The following is a 17,142-nucleotide window of genomic DNA, read 5'->3' on the forward strand; positions in this document are numbered from 1 at the left end:
ACGGCGTCGCGGTCAGCACCGCACGGGTGCGGTCCAGATCCCGGCGCAGCGCCCCGTGCACGATGCCCATCATCCGCGTGTCCGCCTGCGCCGCAGTGGATCCCATCTCGTCCTCCCGTCGACGGCCTACAAGGAAGATAGAACGTCGCAGCTTTCATTACAAGGCTGTTCCGGATGAATGGCAACTGATTTCCACCAGCGAGATCGTGTCCTGGCTGCGGGGGATCATCCGGCGGCTCGCCGAGGGAGGTGAGCCGGCCTACAGGCACTACTGCCGATCGCCGCGAACCTCGAACAGGCCGTGGTCGAGATCGAAGCACTACCGGACTCCTTCTGGGTACGCGCCTAGAGGAGCCGCCAACGGGCGATCGTCTCAGCCACCACGGCGGGCCGCTCGGAACTCCCACCCGACTACGCTGCCAGCCAAGCTCGACAAGCGCCTCGCCACCTACGCCCCGCACGACAGGCACGTGCAGGGCTCGGTGGCAGTGCACGGAGCCAGAGCACAGGCGCGGACTTCTGACACGCGTGCAACCCGGCCGTCATGAGCTGGACGACAGCGATCATGACCGGCATGAGGCTGGCACAATTCACCACGTAATCGGTCACGTCGATCATCTGGCCTGACCGCTGCTGATATCCGAGGGCGCCCCCACCGCGCCGTGCGGTGGGGGCGCCCTCGCATGCCTGGAGGCCCCCTATGCCGGTCAGTTTCCTGTCCGCCGAGCAACGCAGCCGATATGGCGTCTTCAACGCCGTCCCCGACATCGCCCAGCTGGGCGCCTTCTTCCATCTGGATGCCGATGACCGCCGCCGGGCGATGGCCGCCAACGGCGCGCGCAACCAGCTCGGCTGGTCCGTGCAACTGGGCACAGCACGGTTCTTGAACTGCTTCCTGGACGATCCCGAGGACGTTCCCGCCGCGGTGGTCGACTACGTCGCTGAGCAGCTCGGCCTGGAGGCTGCCGACCTGAAGGGGTACGGCGAGAAGGAGGCGCGCTGGGATCATCAGGAGCAGATCCGCACCGGCTACGGCTACACCGCCTTTGCGGGCGAGCAGTGGTTCGCGCTGGCCTGCTGGCTCTACAAGCGGGCCTGGACCACCGGCGAGCGCCCGATCGTGCTGTTCGACCTGGCCACCCACCGCCTGGTGGAGGCCAAGATCCTGCTGCCCGGCGTTACCACCCTGGAACGGCTGATCGCCGCGCTGCGCGAGCGCGTCGCCGCCCGCCAGTACGCGCTGCTGGCCGCAGCCCCCAGCCCGAACCAGACCGTCGTGCTGGAGAACCTGGTCAAGGTCGAACAGGGCCGGCGCGTCTCCCGGCTGGACCGACTGCGCAAAAGCCCCACCGACGTCAGCAGCACCGGCCTGGTCAAGGCCCTGGATCGGCATGTGGAACTGCGCGACCTGGGCGCGGCAGGCTGGAACCTGAGCGCGGTGCCGCCCGGCAAGATCGCCACGCTGGCGCGCTTCGCCCACGCCGCCCGCGCCCAGGCCGTCGCCGACCTGGCCGGGAGCCGCAAACTCGCTACCCTGGTCGCCTTCGCCGCGACCATGGCCCCGCAGTCGGCCGACGACGCGGTCGAGGTGTTCGACCTGGCGGTCGGCGACCTGCTGCGCACCTCGGCGTTCAAAGCGACCAAGGAGCGGATGCGCACCCTCAAGGACCTCGATGTCGCGGCGATCGTGCTGCGCGAGGTGTGGCTGAAGATCCGCTCCGTCGCCGAGATCCCCGACGGCGACATGCGAGCCGCTCTCGATGAGATGGATCTGGCCGCCATCCACGCCGCCGCCGACGTCATCGGCGACATCGCCCGCGAACCGGATGAGGACTTCCAAGAAGAGTTGCTGGATCGCTACGCCACCGTCCGACGGTTCCTGCCCAAGCTGCTCAAGCACCTCGACTTCGACGCCGGCGCCGACCAGACGCCCGGGCAAGGGGTGCGGCGCGGCCATGAGGTGTTGCAGGCGCTGGACTTCCTCAAAGCGATCGAGCGCCGCCGCACCGACATCGACCCCCGCGAGGTTCCCGCGGACTTGCTGTCCTCAGCCTGGCACCGGCGGGTCTTCCCCAAGCGCGGCGAGCTGGCCGGCACCTTCAACAAGAGCGCCTACACCGTGGCGGCCGTCGAGCGGCTGCGCGAATCGCTGCGCCGTCACGAGGTGTTCGTGCCGGGCCTGCGCAAGTGGGGCGACCCCACCGCCGGGCTGCTGAAGGGCGCCGAGTGGGAGCGGGCCCGGCCCCGCATCTGCGATGAGCTGAACCTGTCCCCACAGCCCGGCACCGACGTGGAGCGCTGGGGCGGCACGCTGGACTTCGCCTACCGCCAGCTCGCCGCCGGCCTGTCCGGCGAGGAAGACGGCCGCAACGAGTGGGTACGCCTGGCCAAGGACGACGACGGCAAGGACCACCTGGTGCTCACCGGCCTGGACCGCCTGGACGAGCCCGCCTCCCTGACCACGCTGCGCGCCGACATCGACGCCCGCATGCCCATCGTGGACTTGCCCGAAGCCCTGCTGGAGGTGCACTCCTGGACCGCCTGCCTGGACCACTTCACCCACGTCTCCGGCGATGCGCCCTCCCGCAAACAGGACATGATCACCTCGATCGCCGCCGTCCTGGTCAGCCAGGCGATGAACGTCGGCATGCGGCCGATGGCCGCCGAAGGCGAACCCGCCCTCGCCCTGGACCGGCTCTATTGGGTGGAACAGAACTACCTGCGCGCCGCTACCCTCACCGCCGCCAACGCCGCCCTGGTCGAGTTCCACTCCGGCCTGGAACTGGCGAAGGCCTGGGGCGGCGGTGAACTCGCCTCCGCCGACGGGCTGCGGTTCGTGGTGCCGGTCAAAACCATCAATGCCGGACCCAACACCAAATACTTCGGCAAGGGAAAGGGCGCCAAGGGCGTCACGTACTACAATTTCACCTCCGATCAATTCACCGGTTTTCACGGCATCGTCATTCCCGGAACTCCCAAGGATTGGTACTACATCCTGGAAGGGCTGCTGGATCAGGAGACGTCGCTGAGGCCCACCGAGATCACCTCCGACACCGCGGGCGCCTCCGAAATCGCGTTCGGCATCTTCCGGCTGATGGGCTGGCAATTCTCCCCGCGCCTGGCCGATGTCGGGAGCGCCACCCTGTATCGCGCCGACCCCGGCGCCTACTACGGGTCCATCGACGCCCTGGTCCGCAGCCGGGTCAACATCAAGCTGATCAACGACTCCTGGGATGATCTGCTACGGGTGGCTGGATCGCTTCTCACCGGAGCGGTCAAGGCCAGCGAACTGTTCCGCTACTTCGCCGGCGGCGGCACCCCCACCCCCATCGGCCGCGCCCTGATGGAGCTGGGCAAGCTCGATCGCTCCACCTACCTGGCCAGCTACTACGACGACGAACTGCTGCGCCGCCGAGTCAACACCCAGCTCAACCGGCAAGAATCCCGCCACACCCTGGCCCGCAAAATCTTCCACGGCCAAAAAGGCGAACTCCGGCAAAAATATAAAGAAGGCCAGGAGGACCAACTTGACGCCCTGGGATTTATGACCAACGTCTGCATTCTGTAGAACACCGTCTATACGGCCCGCGCCCTGGAAGAAATGCGAGCCGAGGGCAAGAAGATCTCCGCCGCCGACGTCGCCCGGCTCTCACCCCTGGGCTTCGAGCATTTCAACATGCTCGGACGCTACAGTTTCTCCCTGCCCGACCTGGTCCGCGACGGGCAGCTGCGGCCGCTGCGCACACCCCCGCCCGCCGAGTAACCCCCTCGCGTTCAGCGCGCCGGATGCTCCCGGGCCGGACGGCTCTCGGCGAGCATCCGGCGTACCTGCTCATGCGAGATCCCGGTGCTCGTACCGATCTTGCGCAGGCCCCACCCCTCACCCCGCGCATCCGCCATCGCCACCATCAGCGCCGCACCGGTCACCTCCTCCAGCATCGCGCGCAGCTCCGCCAACCGGCGCAGCCGCACCGCAGGCGCCAGGTCAGCGATCTCCCGGCAAAAGCGATCAACATCAGCACGCAGGAACGCCACACCCTCAGAATCTGCCATCGGGCAAGACTGGCCTGGTCAGACCTGCAGTGTCAACGGATGTGACAGTAAACCCGGTTCGCCGTTCCGCTCCTACTGGCAGGCCGGCTTCGGCGGGAGACATGCGGCGCAGCCCCGCCCGCGCCACGGCGAGCAGGCCATCGACGGTCAGCGGCCGGAGGACCTCCGCATGCTCACCCATCGAGGAACCTGGTCACTACGGGTACCAGCACCTCCGGCGGCACCAGGTGGTGCTGGCCGGGCAGCACGTGATGGCGTCCGGCGGACAGGTGGCGGGCGATGAGCCGACGGGGATCCTGGCTCATCTGCCCGAAGGCCCGGTCGCACAAAGCCGGGGCGACCACGATGATCGGCGGGCCGTCCCCAAGCCGGTCGAACGCGATGGGAGTCCCATCCGCTGATGTCACCTTGTCCACGTGTCTCCACTGCCCAGCATCCAGGGGGAGTCGAAGCCGGAGCCCGGATTTCGACACACTTTGGCGGAAAACTGTCGAAATCCGGTCCGCGGTTCCGGCTCCTCCAGGACAGGGAGATCATGAGAGCGGGAGGCCATGTGCCTTCCCGACCGACGTTGGCGCGTCGGCCACATCTCGAAACCGTCATCGGATGATCCGGGAAGGTACACCCTTCCCGGCAGATCCACAGGTTTCGATCATTGCTCAAGTAAAAACGTTCAGTTCCTCGCTGGCGGCCATGGCCTGTTCAGGGTCGGGTTCATCCATGACGAGCGTGCGGGACACTCGGTGGAAGAGGTCGCGGGCGGTATGGGGCGAGCAGTTCGCAGTCACCAGGCGGGAAACCGGTAGCGCGAACGGATCAATCCAGGTCAGAGGCTACTTCGTTGGAAATTTCTTCATTGCTACCGGGACCCGTCAGGCAGAACTCGTCGGAGGCCCCGGCGGACACGAGGGTGTAGGCCACCCCGAGCCACTGAATCAGGGACGCGCCGCCGCCAAGGTCGGCCCGGATGGTCGGACCGGCGATGCTGGTGACGGTGGAGTCCAGCATTTCCATCACCGAACCGGTGAGGATCACCGCCAGAGCCGGCCACCGCCACCGGTAGGACGTGGACGCGGCGGGGGGCGGTGTCGCCGATGGCGTCGCCGGCAGTGTCAGGGCGTCGGTCATTTGATGGGTTCCTCACTCTGTGTGGAGGCGGGGCGTCCCGTTCGAGGTGGGAGAGGACGCCCAGGCAGGTCGATGACGCTCAGCGGAAGTCCGCGACATGGTCGCGGGCCCACTCGGCGTAGTCGCGTGGGGGGCGTCCGGTGACCTGTTCCACGTCCGGCCAGACCCGCATCAGCGCCGACCAGTCCTGGTCGGCGTAGCCGTCGGCGCCGGTCGCGGCGTCACCGCCGTACTCGACGAAGCCCAGCATGAGGTCGGCCGACTCGGCGGCGAACCCCCCTTGCGCCTTCATCAGCTCACGGGCGCGCTCGCGGCTGACCTCCTCGTAGCGGACCGGTTCGCCGAGAGCGTCGCCGATAGCCGTCACCTGCTCGCGCACAGTGACCAGGCCGGGCCCGGTCAACGTGTACGCCCTGCCGTGATGGCCGTCCTCCAGCAGCGCGGCGACCGCGACCGCGGCGATGTCGGCCTCGTGGATCAGGTTCATCGGCTCGTCCGCGAACGGGTAACGCACCACCCGCTCAGCCCGGATGGACGGCGCCCAGATCTGCAGCATGTTCGTCATGAACCCGCATGGCCGCACATGCGTCCATTCCAGCCCGGACTCCTCCACCGCCCGCTCCACCCCATTGGTGTGCAAGCCGGCGGTCACCGACCCCGCCGACAGCACCACGACGCGCTTCACTCCCGCCTGCCTAGCCAGCGCGAGGACCTCGCGGGCACCCTCCTCCACCGAAAACAGGTACATCCGTTCCACGCCGTCCAGCGCGGCGGCCACGCTTCCGGGTGCGGTCAGGTCGCCCTCGACCACCTCCACCAGCGGCGGCAGCTTGGCCGCCGCGGGGTTACGGGTCAGCGCCCGCACACTCATGCCCGCCTGCACGAGCTGGTCCACCACGTGACGGCCGACGATTCCCGTCGCCCCGGTCACCAAGATCTTCATGTGCGTTCCTTCCGCTGTGTCGTTCACGAAAGCAACGCTAGAGTCAATTCCGGTCACTTCATGACCGGAATGTGAAGGAGCCTGCAATCATGGCGAACACGAGCTCACGCATGCTGCGATTGCTGTCCCTGCTGCAGACTCACCGGTACTGGCCTGGCCTGGAACTGGCCGACCAGCTCGCCGTGAGCGAGCGCACCCTGCGCCGCGACATCGACCGGCTACGCCAGCTGGGTTACCCGGTCGAGGCCAACCGCGGCGTCGCCGGCGGCTACCAGCTGCGATCCGGTACGGCGATGCCGCCCCTGCTGCTCGACGACGAGGAGGCCGTCGCCATCGCGGTCAGCCTGCGCAACGCCGCCGGCGGCACCGTCGAAGGCATCCAGGAGACCTCGCTGCGCGCTCTGACCAAGGTCGTCCAGGTGATGCCCCCTCACCTGCGCCGCCGCGTGGACGCCCTGCGCGCCTACACGGTCACCGCCCCGGCGGACGGCCCTCAGGTGGACGCCTCCACGCTCACCGTGATCGCTCAGGCGTGCCGCGACGACGAACGGCTCGCCTTCACCTATGCCGCCCCATCCGGCGAACCGGCCGCCCGGCTGGTCGAGCCGCACCGGCTCGTCTCGCTCAAGCGCCGCTGGTACCTGGTCGCCTGGGACCTCGATCGCGCTGACTGGCGCGTCTTCCGCCTCGACCGCCTCACCGATCCGGCCGCCGCCGGAGCCCGCTTCCGTCCGCGCGACCTGCCCGCCGCCGACGCCGCAGCCTTCGTCGTCGAGCGGCTCGGCTCCCGCCCCACCCGGCACGACATCACCGTCTTACTCCACGCACCGGCCGACGCAGTCGAGCGGGTCGTCGCCGTCACCGGCGGCCGGGTGGAGCCCGTCGACGACCATTCCTGCCACCTGCGCCTGCAGGTGGACGCCTTCGACTGGCCGGTGCTCATTCTCGCCGCGGTGGGCGCGGAATTCGACGTCATCGATTCCCCCGAATTCCGCCACTACCTTCGCGACCTGGGCGGGCTCTTCCAACGTGCCGGTACCGCCTAGTCACGGGTAGTTCCGCTGCGCCTAGACCTGGGCCATGGCTGTTCCCGTGTTCCTGGCGACAGCGTTGTCAACGACAGGCAGAGTCGAGCGCCGTCAGGCGTGTGCTTCTGGAATTCCAGAAGCAGCATGTGGCAATGACTTCCGGAAACGCGCGAATGCGAGGGGTGCAGGACGCTGAGACAGCTTCCGGAGACACGCTGCCGGTTCCGCGCGGTCGCCAACCGGTTCCGCTGGCGGGTGCGCGGCTTCCTCGCCTTCCTGACAACATGCTGGCCGCCGTCGACGATTGCCACGCTCGCCGCGCCCTGGCCGTCACCACCGCCCGCCGCGCACGCGCCCAGCGCCGCACGGCCCCCAAAGCCCTGGACGAACGCCGAGCCCGCCGCTACCTGCGCGAGGTGGAGAAGAACGCCTCCGCGCGGGACACGGTCATCGCGCTGCTGCCCTCCTTCGCCGGCCCAACGACGACCGGCCGAACCGTCCGGCCTGCACGTACTACGTCATATCTTCGGCACCCCACTCGTGCGCGCGGGGCAAGGACCTCGTTCCCTGGCCTGCTGACACGTTTCTTGCGTGCCCGCCTCCCTGCGTGACCAGCTGACCGCCTACTCCGCCGCCATCGATGGGCGACTGCCGCCCGAGGCCGCCCACGTCTTCCCGTCGTGCTGGATCAGGCTGTACGGCCTGCTGTGCATGGAAGTCCTGCACCAACTGGACTTCGCCTACACCGACCCGGGCCCAGTCTTCGGAGAGTGCCTGCGCGACCTGGCGATCGCCCTCGGCCATCTACGACGACGCAGCGGCATGACTCCGGCACCGGTCCTTGGGAAAGATACGTACCTGCGGAGCTGCGGACGCCGTCCTCGTCCACGACCGCCGAAGACGCCGCTCCGAGCGGCCGCAGGCCCTGGTCCGGGTCCGAGGAAGCGATCACTTCTCCACCAGCGCGGACGTGCGGCGCCCCGGGGTCCGCCCCGTGCGGGTCAGCGCGCGGCGCGGAACCGTTCAGCGTGCTCCCGCGCCCACTGGGCGAAGGTTCGCGCGGGCGTGCCGGTGACGTCCTCGACGGTGGGCAGCACCACACCGCCGGCCCCGGGCGGGCTCGTGGCCAGTTGGATTCCGAACTCCACGTAGTCCTCGTCGTATCCGTAGCCGCGCAGCCGGGCCCGCTCCGCGTCCTCGCTCAGGTGCACGAAGGCGATGTCCTGCCCGGTGGCCTCGGCGATGATCCGGACGCGTTCCGCCGGGGTAAGGGCTTCGGGCCCGGTGATCGTGTAGCTCCGACCCTCGTGGCCCTCGTGGGTGAGCGCCGTGGCGGCCACGGCGGCGATGTCAGCCTCATGCACCATCGCGCTGGGGGAGGTGGCGAGCATGGACGCGGTGCTATGGGAGCGGATCTCATCGGCCCATTCGAGAGCGTTGCACATGAACTCCACCGGCTGCAGCAGTGTCCAGCCGATCACACTGGCCTCCAGTGCGCTTTCGATACTGGTGGGCGACCAGCCGCCGAGGACCGTGGCCCGCGTGATGCCGTGGTGTACAGCGATGTCGATGATCTCGGGGCCGTTGGTCAGGTCGTGGTCGCCACCGAAGGTGATCAGGTGGATCGCGTTGACCCCTTCGAAGGCGGCTCCGAGCGTGGCGGCATCGGTGAGGTCGCCCGCCACCACCTCGACACCGGCCGGGAGGTCGGCTTTGGCGGGGGTGCGGGAAAGTGCGCGGACGTGGTGCCCGGCTTCGTGGAGTTGCGCGACGAGGTGCCGCCCGACCTGGCCGGTCGCTCCGGTGACGAGGATGCGCATGTTCGTGGTCCTTCCGTGTGGGTGTTGTCAGTTGGTGCCGGCGCGCATGGAGCGGAGCCCGAGGACGGCTGTCGTACCGACGGCGAGGAATCCGTAGCCGACATCGGGAGAAGCGATCTGTCCGGCGAAGAGGTTGCGTTCGGCCTCGACGACGTGGGCGAGGGGGTTGAAGTGCGCGAGGACGCGCATCCACTGCGGCCCCTCATCGAGGGGGAGCAGCATCCCGGAGAGGATCGCCGGCGGAAGAGGACCGTCTGGTGCACGGTCCAGAACATCCAGTCCCGCTCCGGCGCGGTCGAGGCCGTGGACGCGGCCAGGGGTGACGACCTCGTCCAGGGCCCGTTGGGTGTGCCCGGCGCCGTTGTCCCGTGCGCCATGGAGAGGTCGATGCCCGGGAGCCCTCCGGGACAGGTCGGCAGTGCTGATCATGTGTCGCCGTACGCTCCGTTCCGCTTCGGTGGCCCTCATCCTCACCGATCTTGTGGCCGGTATATGTCCACAAGTGAGGCCTAGGGTGGGCTCATGTCGACCGGCACCCGCGTCCTCGAACTCCTCGGACTGCTGCAGAACCGGCGCCATTGGCCCAGCCACGAGCTCGCGCGCCGCCTCGGCGTCAGTCAGCGCACGCTCCGCCGCGACATCGGCAGCCTCCAGGAGCTCGGGTATCCGATCACCGCCACACGGGGCACCGGCGGCGGCTACCAACTCAGTCCCGGCGCCTCGCTCCCACCTCTGGTGATCAGCGAGGACGAGGCCGCCGCCATCGTCATAGGGCTCCAAGAGATCACCTCCGGCTCCTCCCCGGGATCGGCCGACGCCGCGCTGAGCGCCATGGCCAAGATCGTCCAAGTGCTTCCCGTACGGATCCGACGCCGCATCGACAGCCTGCGCGTCGTCGCCCTCCCGGCGCGAAACCCCGAGGCAAGCGTGGACGTCGCCGACGTCGCCTCGTTGACGACCCTCGCCCTGGCCTGCCGCGACACCGAGACGGTGGAGTTCGCTTACCGCGCCCGCACCGGTCATACCACGGCCAGGACAGTCCACCCGCACCACATCGTCCGGGTCGAGAAACGTCTGTACCTCATCGCCTGGGACCTCGATCGGGCCGACTGGCGCACCTTCCGCGTCGACCGCATGGGCGATGTGAGCCGCACCGGCACGACGTTCGCCCTCCGCCCCCTGCCCGCCGACGATCCCGTCGAGTACGTGCGCGCCCGGATCAGGGCAATGCCCGCCAGGTATTCCGTCCGCGCCACCGTCGGGGCCCCCGCCGAGAAGGTGCGGGAGGAGATCGCGCACTACGGGACGGTGGAATCCATCGACGACACCTGGTGCCGGGTGGAGATCGCCACCGACTCCCTGGACTGGGCCACCTTCTGCATCGGAGCGCTCGAGGCCCCCGTCGTCGTCCACGGTCCACCGGAAGCCATCGCCTACATGCGCGCCTGGGGACGACGCCTCACCGCCGGCACGCAGGAGCCCCCGTGAACGGGGCGGTGGACGGCGCCGCGAACCTCACCACGTTGCCGACGTTCAGGTGTCTCTATGCCGCTCGGTTAGATATTCGAACTGGTCATCGACAATCGATCTGTCGCACTGGTTCGATGCAATTCGCTCTGCTGTTGTTCGACCCCGAGGGCTACTGGGAGTCGGTCTCGCGTGAGGAAATGGAGGCAGCGCGCGGGTGGTTGGTCGACTAACTCAACAAACCGCGTCGATACCCCTCGCCGACGGCGGCGGCGCGGTCGCGGACGCCGAGTTTGTCGTAGATGTGCAGCAGGTGGGTCTTGATGCTGGCCTCGCTGATGAAGAGTTTGGCGGCCGCCTGACGATTGGAGGCGCCATCAGCGACGAGAGCGAGGACCTGCAGTTCGCGGTCGGTAAGGGCAGCCTTCACTGGTTTGCGTACCTGGCCCATCAGGCGGCCGGCGACCGAGGGGGACAGGACCGGCTCGCCCGCGGCTGCGGCGCGGACGGCGCGCAGGAGTTCGTCGGTGGGGGCGTCTTTGAGGAGGTAGCCGGTGGCGCCGGCTTCGATGGCGGGCAGGACGTCGGAGTCGCCGTCGAAGGTGGTCAGGACGAGGGTCTTGATGTGGGGGTGGGAGTGGCGCAGGGCGGTGATGGCGGTGACGCCGTCCATTTCGGGCATGCGCAGGTCCATGAGGACGATGTCGACCTTGAGCGCTGCGGCGCGGTCGATGCCTTCGAGGCCGTTGGCGGCTTCGCCTGCGACGTGGATGTCGGGTTCGGCTTCGAAGGCGGCGCGCAGGCCGTCACGGACGATGGGGTGGTCGTCGACGATGAGGAGGCGGATCACCGGGGGTTTCCTTGGAGAGCGGGGACGGTGGCGCTGACGGCGGTGCCCTCGCCGGGCCTGCTCTCGATTTCGAGGGAGCCGCCGACGCCGCGCAGGCGTTGTCGCATGCTGCTGAGGCCGAATCCTTTGCCGTTGGGGTTGTGGATGCCGGTGCCGTCGTCGCGGATGTCGAGCAGGACGACGGCACCGGTGTAGGAGAGGGTGAGGCCGGCGCGGGTGGCGCCCGCGTGTTTGGCGATGTTGGCGAGCGCTTCCTGGGCGACGCGGAAGAGGGTGACCTCGATGGCTGGGCTGAGGGGGACGCGGTCGCCGGTCACTTCGACGTGGAGGTCGACGCCGGTGCTCTTGCTCCAGTTGCGGGCCAGGGTGGTCATGGCTTCGGGGAGGTGGGCGTCTTCGAGCTGGTGGGGCTGCAGGGCGGCGACGGAGCGGCGGGCTTCTGTGAGGCTGTTCTGGGCGAGGGTGAGCGCGAGTGCCAGGTGGGCGTCGGAGTTCTCGACGCGTTGGGCGGCGCGTAGCTGGGTGATGATGCCGGTGAGGCCTTGGGCGAGGGTGTCGTGGATTTCGCGTGCCATGCGCTGGCGTTCGTCGAGGATGCCGGCCTGGTGGGCTTGGGTGAGGAGCTGCGCGTGGAGGTCGGCGTTCTCCTCCATGGCGGTCTGAAGATCGCTGACCGCTTTCCGGTATTTGCGCTGCCGGTCCTCGATCTTGATGCCCGCGATGGAGCCGCCGCCGATGGCGACGGTCTGCACGGCGATGATCGCCAGGTAGAAGGCGATGAGCTGGATGGTGGCCTGGGTCCAGTCGAGCGTCGAACCGTACAGGACGAAGGAGGTGGCCGCGACGGCGGCGAAGGTCCACTTGGAGGGAGCGAAGTTGGCGGCGAGGAAGAAGCCGGAGATGCAGTAGATGAGGAAGATGGGGTCGTGGAGGGCGAGCAGCGCGGCGGTGGCCAGGACGCCGGCGAAGTGAACGGTGACGACGACCCGGCGTCCGCGCAGGGCCGTGGGCAGGAGGGTGTGGGCGCCGAGAATCCAGGCGAGAGCCAGGGCGGTGAGCGCGAGAGTACGGGCGATCCCGCCTTCGGGCTGGTCGGGTGAGGCCAGACTGATGACCAGGGAAGTGGCGAGAGTGAGGTAGGGCACGATCTCGACGGCGCGCTCGAAGCGTTGCTCCCAGGCCGAAGGCGGAAAGGGGTCGTGCATCCGGAGCGTGCTCCTCCTCGCGGGTATGGACAGCTTTCACCTGGTGGCGGCCGGTGAGGGCGAGCTTAGTCGCATGGGGATCAGGATGGCGTAGCCGTACATGAGCAACCCAAGGGCGATCATGAAGATGATGGTGGGCCATTGCCAGACCGGCGGGAGATGAAGGGCGAGGAACCATCCGCGGTCCTCGATGCCGAGGATCTTCATGACCATGGGCACGAGTCCTTGGGGAAACAGAGGAAGCCAGGCAATAGCGTAACTGATCGTGACGCCGATGCGGTGCTGGATCGGCAGGTCCGCGGTGGTGGGCTTGTCAGCCTGGGGTGCCGGGCCATGCTTCATGAGGTTGAGCAGATCGATCCCGTGGCTCTCGAGCCTGCGGTAGGCGATCCTGCCGAGTCCCCAGGCGCTGAGGGCGCCGGTCAGCACACCGGTGATGATGCCGGCCCAGGGGTTGAGGAGAATGACACCGGCCGCGGGCAGGGCGGTGGCTGGGACCGCGACAAGCACGAGCCACGCGAGGCTGGTTTCGGCGGTTTCGTCAGCGCCGGTGCTGAGCGGGTTGCCGCCGCGCTTGTGGGGGTCGGTGCCGGGGACGAGCGAGGTGACGGCGAGCAGGACGATGAGTCCGGCGCCGCCGCCGAGGAGGGCGGGGAGCAGGCCGAGTACCCATGGCCAGGCCCACGCCTGGCCGCTGACCCGAGTGCCGGCCAGGGACAGGAGCACTGCGGCCGGGCCGACGACGAGGAGCCACGCCAACTGGCGGCCACGTACGTCGGCGCGCTCCGCGCCGGGGATCATGAGGGTGAGCCAGAGAGCGGTCCCGTCGGCACCGTAGAGGTTGGCCGAGGACGCGGCGGCCATCACGATCGCGATGAGTCCCGTGAAGGGGACCATGATCCAGGCGTCGAGGGCGAGGAGCAGGAGGGGGGTGACGATGGCGTAGGAGAAGGCGGTGGCGAGGAGCTGGATGCGGACGAGGTCACGCCACCAGGCGCGCAGTTCCTTGGCGGCGGCGATGCGGGCGCCGCCGGTGGCCGGGAAGGGGCGGGGCGTGCCACGGCGAGACGGCACACCCCCGCGTGCGGCCGAGACGACGCGCCGCGCCAGCAGGCCGGCCCAGGCGGCCAGGAGGAGGGCGACCACGCCGGCGTTGGCGGCGAGGACGGCGAGGGCGAGGGGCCAGGGGGCTTCGATGGCGGCCACGCCCCATCCGGAGGGGAGGACGCGAACGAGGATCTGGGACCAGGCGGCGGTGTCGGTGCCGCCCAGAGCCGCGACGGGTGCCCAGCCGTTGCTGCACAGGGCGATGGCGGTGCCGGTGACGATGCCGACGGCGGCCGCGGTGACGCGGGATCTGACGAACAGCCCGATGAGCGCCACGATGACGCGGGAGATCATCACCATGGTGATGAGCGTGGTGAGGGCTGCTGCCAGGCCGATGAGCACTCCGGCTGGGCCGAAGCGCCAGCCGTACACGGGCAGGGACAGCAGGGCGATGAGATTGACCGCGGGTGCGGGGCCCGCGAAAGCTCCGGCGAGCAGCGCCGTCGTGATCCGGCCTGGCGTGGCCGGGAGCATGGAGAAGTATTCGGGGCGCAGGGTCTCGCTGCCGCCCCCGATGAAGATGGGGCCGAAGATCCAGCCGGAGAGCCACACGGCCAGGGTGAGGGGCAGGTAGGCGGGCCACAGGACGGCGACGGCGATCGTTCCGAAGGCCAGGAGCAGCCCGCCCGAGACGCCGGCGTAGAGGTTGGCGGCATTATCGCCGCGCAGGGAGTTGCGCATGATCGCCAGCCGCATGCGGACCATGTGCTGGGCGGCGACCGGGCCGGAGGTCAGGAGGTGAGCCATGCCAGCCCCTCCGTTCCACCGGTACGGGCGCCGACGAGGTCGACGAAGGCGTCCTCCAGGCTTCCGGCGCCGCGTACATCGGCCAGCGGCCCGGCGGCCACGACGCGGCCGTCGGAGATGACGCCCACGTGGTCGCAGAGCTGCTCGACGAGGGCCATGACGTGGCTGGAGATGATCACCGAACCGCCGTTGGCGGCGAACCTGCGCAGGATGGTCCTGATCGTGGCCGCGGAGACAGGATCGACGGCCTCGAAGGGCTCGTCCAGAACAAGCAGGCGGGGCGCGTGCAGGAGGGCGACGGCCAGGCCGATCTTCTTGCGCATGCCGGTGGAGTATTCGATGACCAGGGTCCGCTCGGCGGAGCCGAGTTCGAGGATCTGGAGAAGTTCGTCGGCGCGCTCGGCGACGACGGCGGGTTCCAGGCCACGCAGCAGTCCGAGGTAGGTGAGGACCTCGCGCCCGGTAAGCCGTTCCGGCATGGCGTTGCCGTCGGGCAGCACGCCGATCAGTCCCTTGGCCTGAACGGTGTCACGCCAGACGTCGACGCCGAAGATCTCGGCGCTGCCGGCGTCGGGGCGGAGCAGGCCGACGGCCATGGCCAGGGTGGTGGTCTTGCCGGCGCCGTTGGGACCGACCAGACCGTAGAAGGATCCGGCGGGGACGGTGAGGTGGATGTCGTCGACGGCCAGGTGGTCGCCGAAGGCTTTGCGGAGTCCGATGGTGCGCAGAGCGGGCTCCCGGTGTGTTGGCATGCCTTGAGAATCTCGAGGGGACGGGGGTGGCGGATCGTCCGGCAGGAGAGCGGGATGGTGGATTCCGGCATCAACCGATCGGTTGATGCCGGAAGGGCGCCCGCCCACCGGAACCGAAGTGCCGACTTGCCAATCGATATCGGCACTTCGCGGGTTGTGGGTACCGCACACCATGTATGTCCAGGATGGGATGTGATTCGGGAAGGAAAGTGCCGCCTCCGCGTCGGCCAGGTGAAGGTCCCCGCCGCCGACTTGGCCTGTTCGACTGGCAGGGCCGCACCGCGGAGCGCCACCGGGCACAGATCCGCACGTTTCTGGACTTCATCGCATGCACCGTGACCGATGTCTACTCCAAGATCGCGCTCGGACCCGGCCCCCTCACTCCTGTCTACCTGCGGGAACGGCGCAGATGGCGGCTGGTGGGGCCATCCTTACCGACAGGCTCTTACGCGCTGATGCGCCGGTCGGCCATCAGCGGCCGTGCGCTCCGCGGCCGTCCCGTACATACCTCCTGCGTGGCCGCTGCAGCACTACCGTGAGGCGATCTTCCAGCACTCGCGAGCAAGGGGAGGGTTCCTCATTTGTACCCTGCTCACCGTCCAGGGGGTGCTGCGGTACGCGACCTTCAACGGCGCCGAGCACCGTGGGCTCGGGGACAGGACGGGCACGCTCACGCGCGGCAAGCAGGCCGACATCGTCCTGCTCGACGCGCATGCGGAAGGACCTGTTCGCGTAGCGCTCAGGAGAGTCTGTCCGCCATCCTACGAATTCCGTGCCGTCCCGCCGCCGTCCTTGGCCGTAGCCTGTTTCAGCGCACGCCCCAACCTGGGGGAAGGCGCTTACCGTACAAACGGTTGCGTTGCAGGTCCACCCCCGCAGCATGGCAACGCGTGCACTGGTGGGCGACCTCACTCGCTGCGACCAAGATCCTTCTCGGTGGCCAACGGTGGCCCGCCGGTTGCTCACCCCGATCTCTCATTCTCCACGATTGCACCACGTCTTTACGTAACTTATATTCAATATATGCATCGTAAAATCAACTGGTGGTCGCCATGACCCTCATCGGTCTGGCGGGTGTCGCAGGCATCGCATTCGTCCTGCTCGCGATCGTCATCAACGTCCTCTACGTCCGCGCCGGACTCCCGCAGCCCACCTCCGGCCAGTCCCTTGACGCGATCACCGACGCGCTGGCCGGCGTCGGCAAGCGGATCAACGCGCCCTCGGTCTTCGCCCCGGTCGCCTGGCTGTTCACCACGCTGTTCGCCGCCGGACTGCTCGCGGCGCTCTGGCGAGGCGATCAGCCCGGCAGCAACGCCTGGGCCCTGGCCGGCCTCGCCGGCGTCCTCATGCAGAACGCCACCTTCATGGTGGTCGAATCGCTGCGGTTCGGGATGGTGGCGGCAGCTCGGCACCACCGCGGCTCGGTGGCCGGGCTCTGGGCCTTCTGCACCGTCCTGTTCGGGTTCAACCAGGTGTTCCTTGCCATCGCGGTGCTCGGCTTCACCGCCGCCGGAGTGAGCCTCGCGTTCATCCCCGCCTGGCACGCGTGGCTGGGCTGGGTCAGCGCGGCCCTGCTGTTCGTCTCCTCCATGGCCGCCCCGTACAACGCTGACGGCACCAACCGGATCGCCGTGACCGGCCTGCTCGGCTGGCTCGGCTGGGCCTCCTGGATCGTCGCGTACAGCATCGCCCTGCTGAGCGTCTGAGGAAGGAACGCGAACGTGATATTCGTTGACCGGGGCCACGGGCCGGACGGGCAGCGGGGTCGTGCACGAACGGGCCGCGGCGGGCGCGGCGGTGCGGGCGCTCACCAGATGTCCCGACGATGTTCGGCTGCCAGGCGGAGTGACCTGCCGAGTTCCCGATGGCGGGCCGTCGACGTCGACGCGGCGGAAGCTCATCTGATCTCGCCGCGCAACTCGGCCTTGAAAATCTTCGGCCAGCCGAGCGGCGACCTCCGCAACACGGACTTACCCACGTCTGTTCAGCATGGCGGGTCAATCTAGGTTGACACAGCATGGCGGTCAACATAGGTTGACCGC

At 68.6% G+C, this 17,142-nt stretch carries 14 protein-coding genes and 1 pseudogene; 5 read left to right on the forward strand and 10 right to left on the reverse strand.

Going from position 1 to position 17,142, the window contains the following annotated elements:
* The first annotated feature begins 700 nt into the window (after positions 1 to 700).
* Positions 701 to 3,763 (forward strand): annotated as a pseudogene (locus GUY59_RS12025) (Tn3 family transposase).
* A gap of 11 nt (positions 3,764 to 3,774) precedes the next feature.
* Here the strand turns inward: GUY59_RS12025 and GUY59_RS12035 are convergent.
* The 4 genes from GUY59_RS12035 to GUY59_RS12050 form a co-directional block, all read right to left on the reverse strand.
* Positions 3,775 to 4,035, reverse strand: a complete 261-nt coding sequence (locus tag GUY59_RS12035) for a hypothetical protein (RefSeq protein ID WP_252374850.1) — start codon at positions 4,033 to 4,035, stop codon at positions 3,775 to 3,777.
* 191 nt (positions 4,036 to 4,226) lie between these two features.
* The gene (locus GUY59_RS12040; RefSeq protein ID WP_138199826.1) at positions 4,227 to 4,469 is read right to left on the reverse strand and encodes a hypothetical protein; all 243 of its coding nucleotides are present in this window, start codon (positions 4,467 to 4,469) and stop codon (positions 4,227 to 4,229) included.
* 400 nt (positions 4,470 to 4,869) lie between these two features.
* Positions 4,870 to 5,181 carry a hypothetical protein gene (locus GUY59_RS12045; protein ID WP_201760765.1) on the reverse strand — a complete coding sequence of 104 codons (312 nt, stop codon included), beginning with the start codon at positions 5,179 to 5,181 and terminating at the stop codon, positions 4,870 to 4,872.
* Positions 5,182 to 5,260: 79 nt separating this feature from the next.
* On the reverse strand, positions 5,261 to 6,124 hold the full coding sequence (locus GUY59_RS12050; RefSeq protein WP_138199827.1) for an NmrA family NAD(P)-binding protein: 864 nt from the start codon (positions 6,122 to 6,124) through the stop codon (positions 5,261 to 5,263).
* A gap of 89 nt (positions 6,125 to 6,213) precedes the next feature.
* Here GUY59_RS12050 and GUY59_RS12055 point away from each other — a divergent pair, with 89 nt between their 5' ends.
* The gene (locus GUY59_RS12055; protein ID WP_201760766.1) at positions 6,214 to 7,170 is read left to right on the forward strand and encodes a helix-turn-helix transcriptional regulator; all 957 of its coding nucleotides are present in this window, start codon (positions 6,214 to 6,216) and stop codon (positions 7,168 to 7,170) included.
* A gap of 983 nt (positions 7,171 to 8,153) precedes the next feature.
* Here the strand turns inward: GUY59_RS12055 and GUY59_RS12060 are convergent.
* Positions 8,154 to 8,972, reverse strand: a complete 819-nt coding sequence (locus GUY59_RS12060; RefSeq protein WP_138199829.1) for an NAD(P)H-binding protein — start codon at positions 8,970 to 8,972, stop codon at positions 8,154 to 8,156.
* Between the two features lie 27 nt (positions 8,973 to 8,999).
* On the reverse strand, positions 9,000 to 9,194 hold the full coding sequence (locus tag GUY59_RS12065; RefSeq protein WP_138199831.1) for an ABC transporter permease: 195 nt from the start codon (positions 9,192 to 9,194) through the stop codon (positions 9,000 to 9,002).
* Positions 9,195 to 9,494: 300 nt separating this feature from the next.
* Here GUY59_RS12065 and GUY59_RS12070 point away from each other — a divergent pair, with 300 nt between their 5' ends.
* The gene (locus tag GUY59_RS12070) at positions 9,495 to 10,460 is read left to right on the forward strand and encodes a helix-turn-helix transcriptional regulator (RefSeq protein WP_138199832.1); all 966 of its coding nucleotides are present in this window, start codon (positions 9,495 to 9,497) and stop codon (positions 10,458 to 10,460) included.
* A gap of 208 nt (positions 10,461 to 10,668) precedes the next feature.
* On the opposite strand, the gene GUY59_RS12075 is transcribed toward GUY59_RS12070, so the two are convergent.
* Genes GUY59_RS12075 through GUY59_RS12090 form a run of 4 tightly spaced genes read right to left on the reverse strand, consistent with a single transcriptional unit; the run spans position 10,669 to position 15,100 of the window.
* On the reverse strand, positions 10,669 to 11,289 hold the full coding sequence (locus GUY59_RS12075) for a response regulator (RefSeq protein ID WP_138199833.1): 621 nt from the start codon (positions 11,287 to 11,289) through the stop codon (positions 10,669 to 10,671).
* A complete protein-coding gene (locus GUY59_RS12080; protein ID WP_138199834.1) occupies positions 11,286 to 12,494 on the reverse strand; it encodes a sensor histidine kinase in 1,209 nt (402 codons plus the stop codon). Before GUY59_RS12080 ends, GUY59_RS12075 begins: the two co-directional genes overlap by 4 nt.
* 36 nt (positions 12,495 to 12,530) lie before the next feature.
* Positions 12,531 to 14,348 carry a hypothetical protein gene (locus GUY59_RS12085; RefSeq protein WP_138199835.1) on the reverse strand — a complete coding sequence of 606 codons (1,818 nt, stop codon included), beginning with the start codon at positions 14,346 to 14,348 and terminating at the stop codon, positions 12,531 to 12,533.
* A complete protein-coding gene (locus GUY59_RS12090; protein ID WP_138199837.1) occupies positions 14,333 to 15,100 on the reverse strand; it encodes an ABC transporter ATP-binding protein in 768 nt (255 codons plus the stop codon). The genes GUY59_RS12085 and GUY59_RS12090 overlap by 16 nt, the downstream gene beginning before the upstream one ends.
* A 606-nt stretch (positions 15,101 to 15,706) precedes the next feature.
* Here GUY59_RS12090 and GUY59_RS51325 point away from each other — a divergent pair.
* The gene (locus GUY59_RS51325) at positions 15,707 to 16,156 is read left to right on the forward strand and encodes an amidohydrolase family protein (RefSeq protein WP_201760767.1); all 450 of its coding nucleotides are present in this window, start codon (positions 15,707 to 15,709) and stop codon (positions 16,154 to 16,156) included.
* Positions 16,144 to 16,806, forward strand: coding sequence for a hypothetical protein (locus GUY59_RS12100; RefSeq protein WP_138199838.1), 663 nt, complete (start codon positions 16,144 to 16,146; stop codon positions 16,804 to 16,806). Before GUY59_RS51325 ends, GUY59_RS12100 begins: the two co-directional genes overlap by 13 nt.
* Positions 16,807 to 17,142 lie beyond the last annotated feature (336 nt).

Origin of the sequence: Nonomuraea sp. K271, from assembly GCF_009908215.1 — a bacterium.
GTDB lineage: Bacteria > Actinomycetota > Actinomycetes > Streptosporangiales > Streptosporangiaceae > Nonomuraea > Nonomuraea longispora.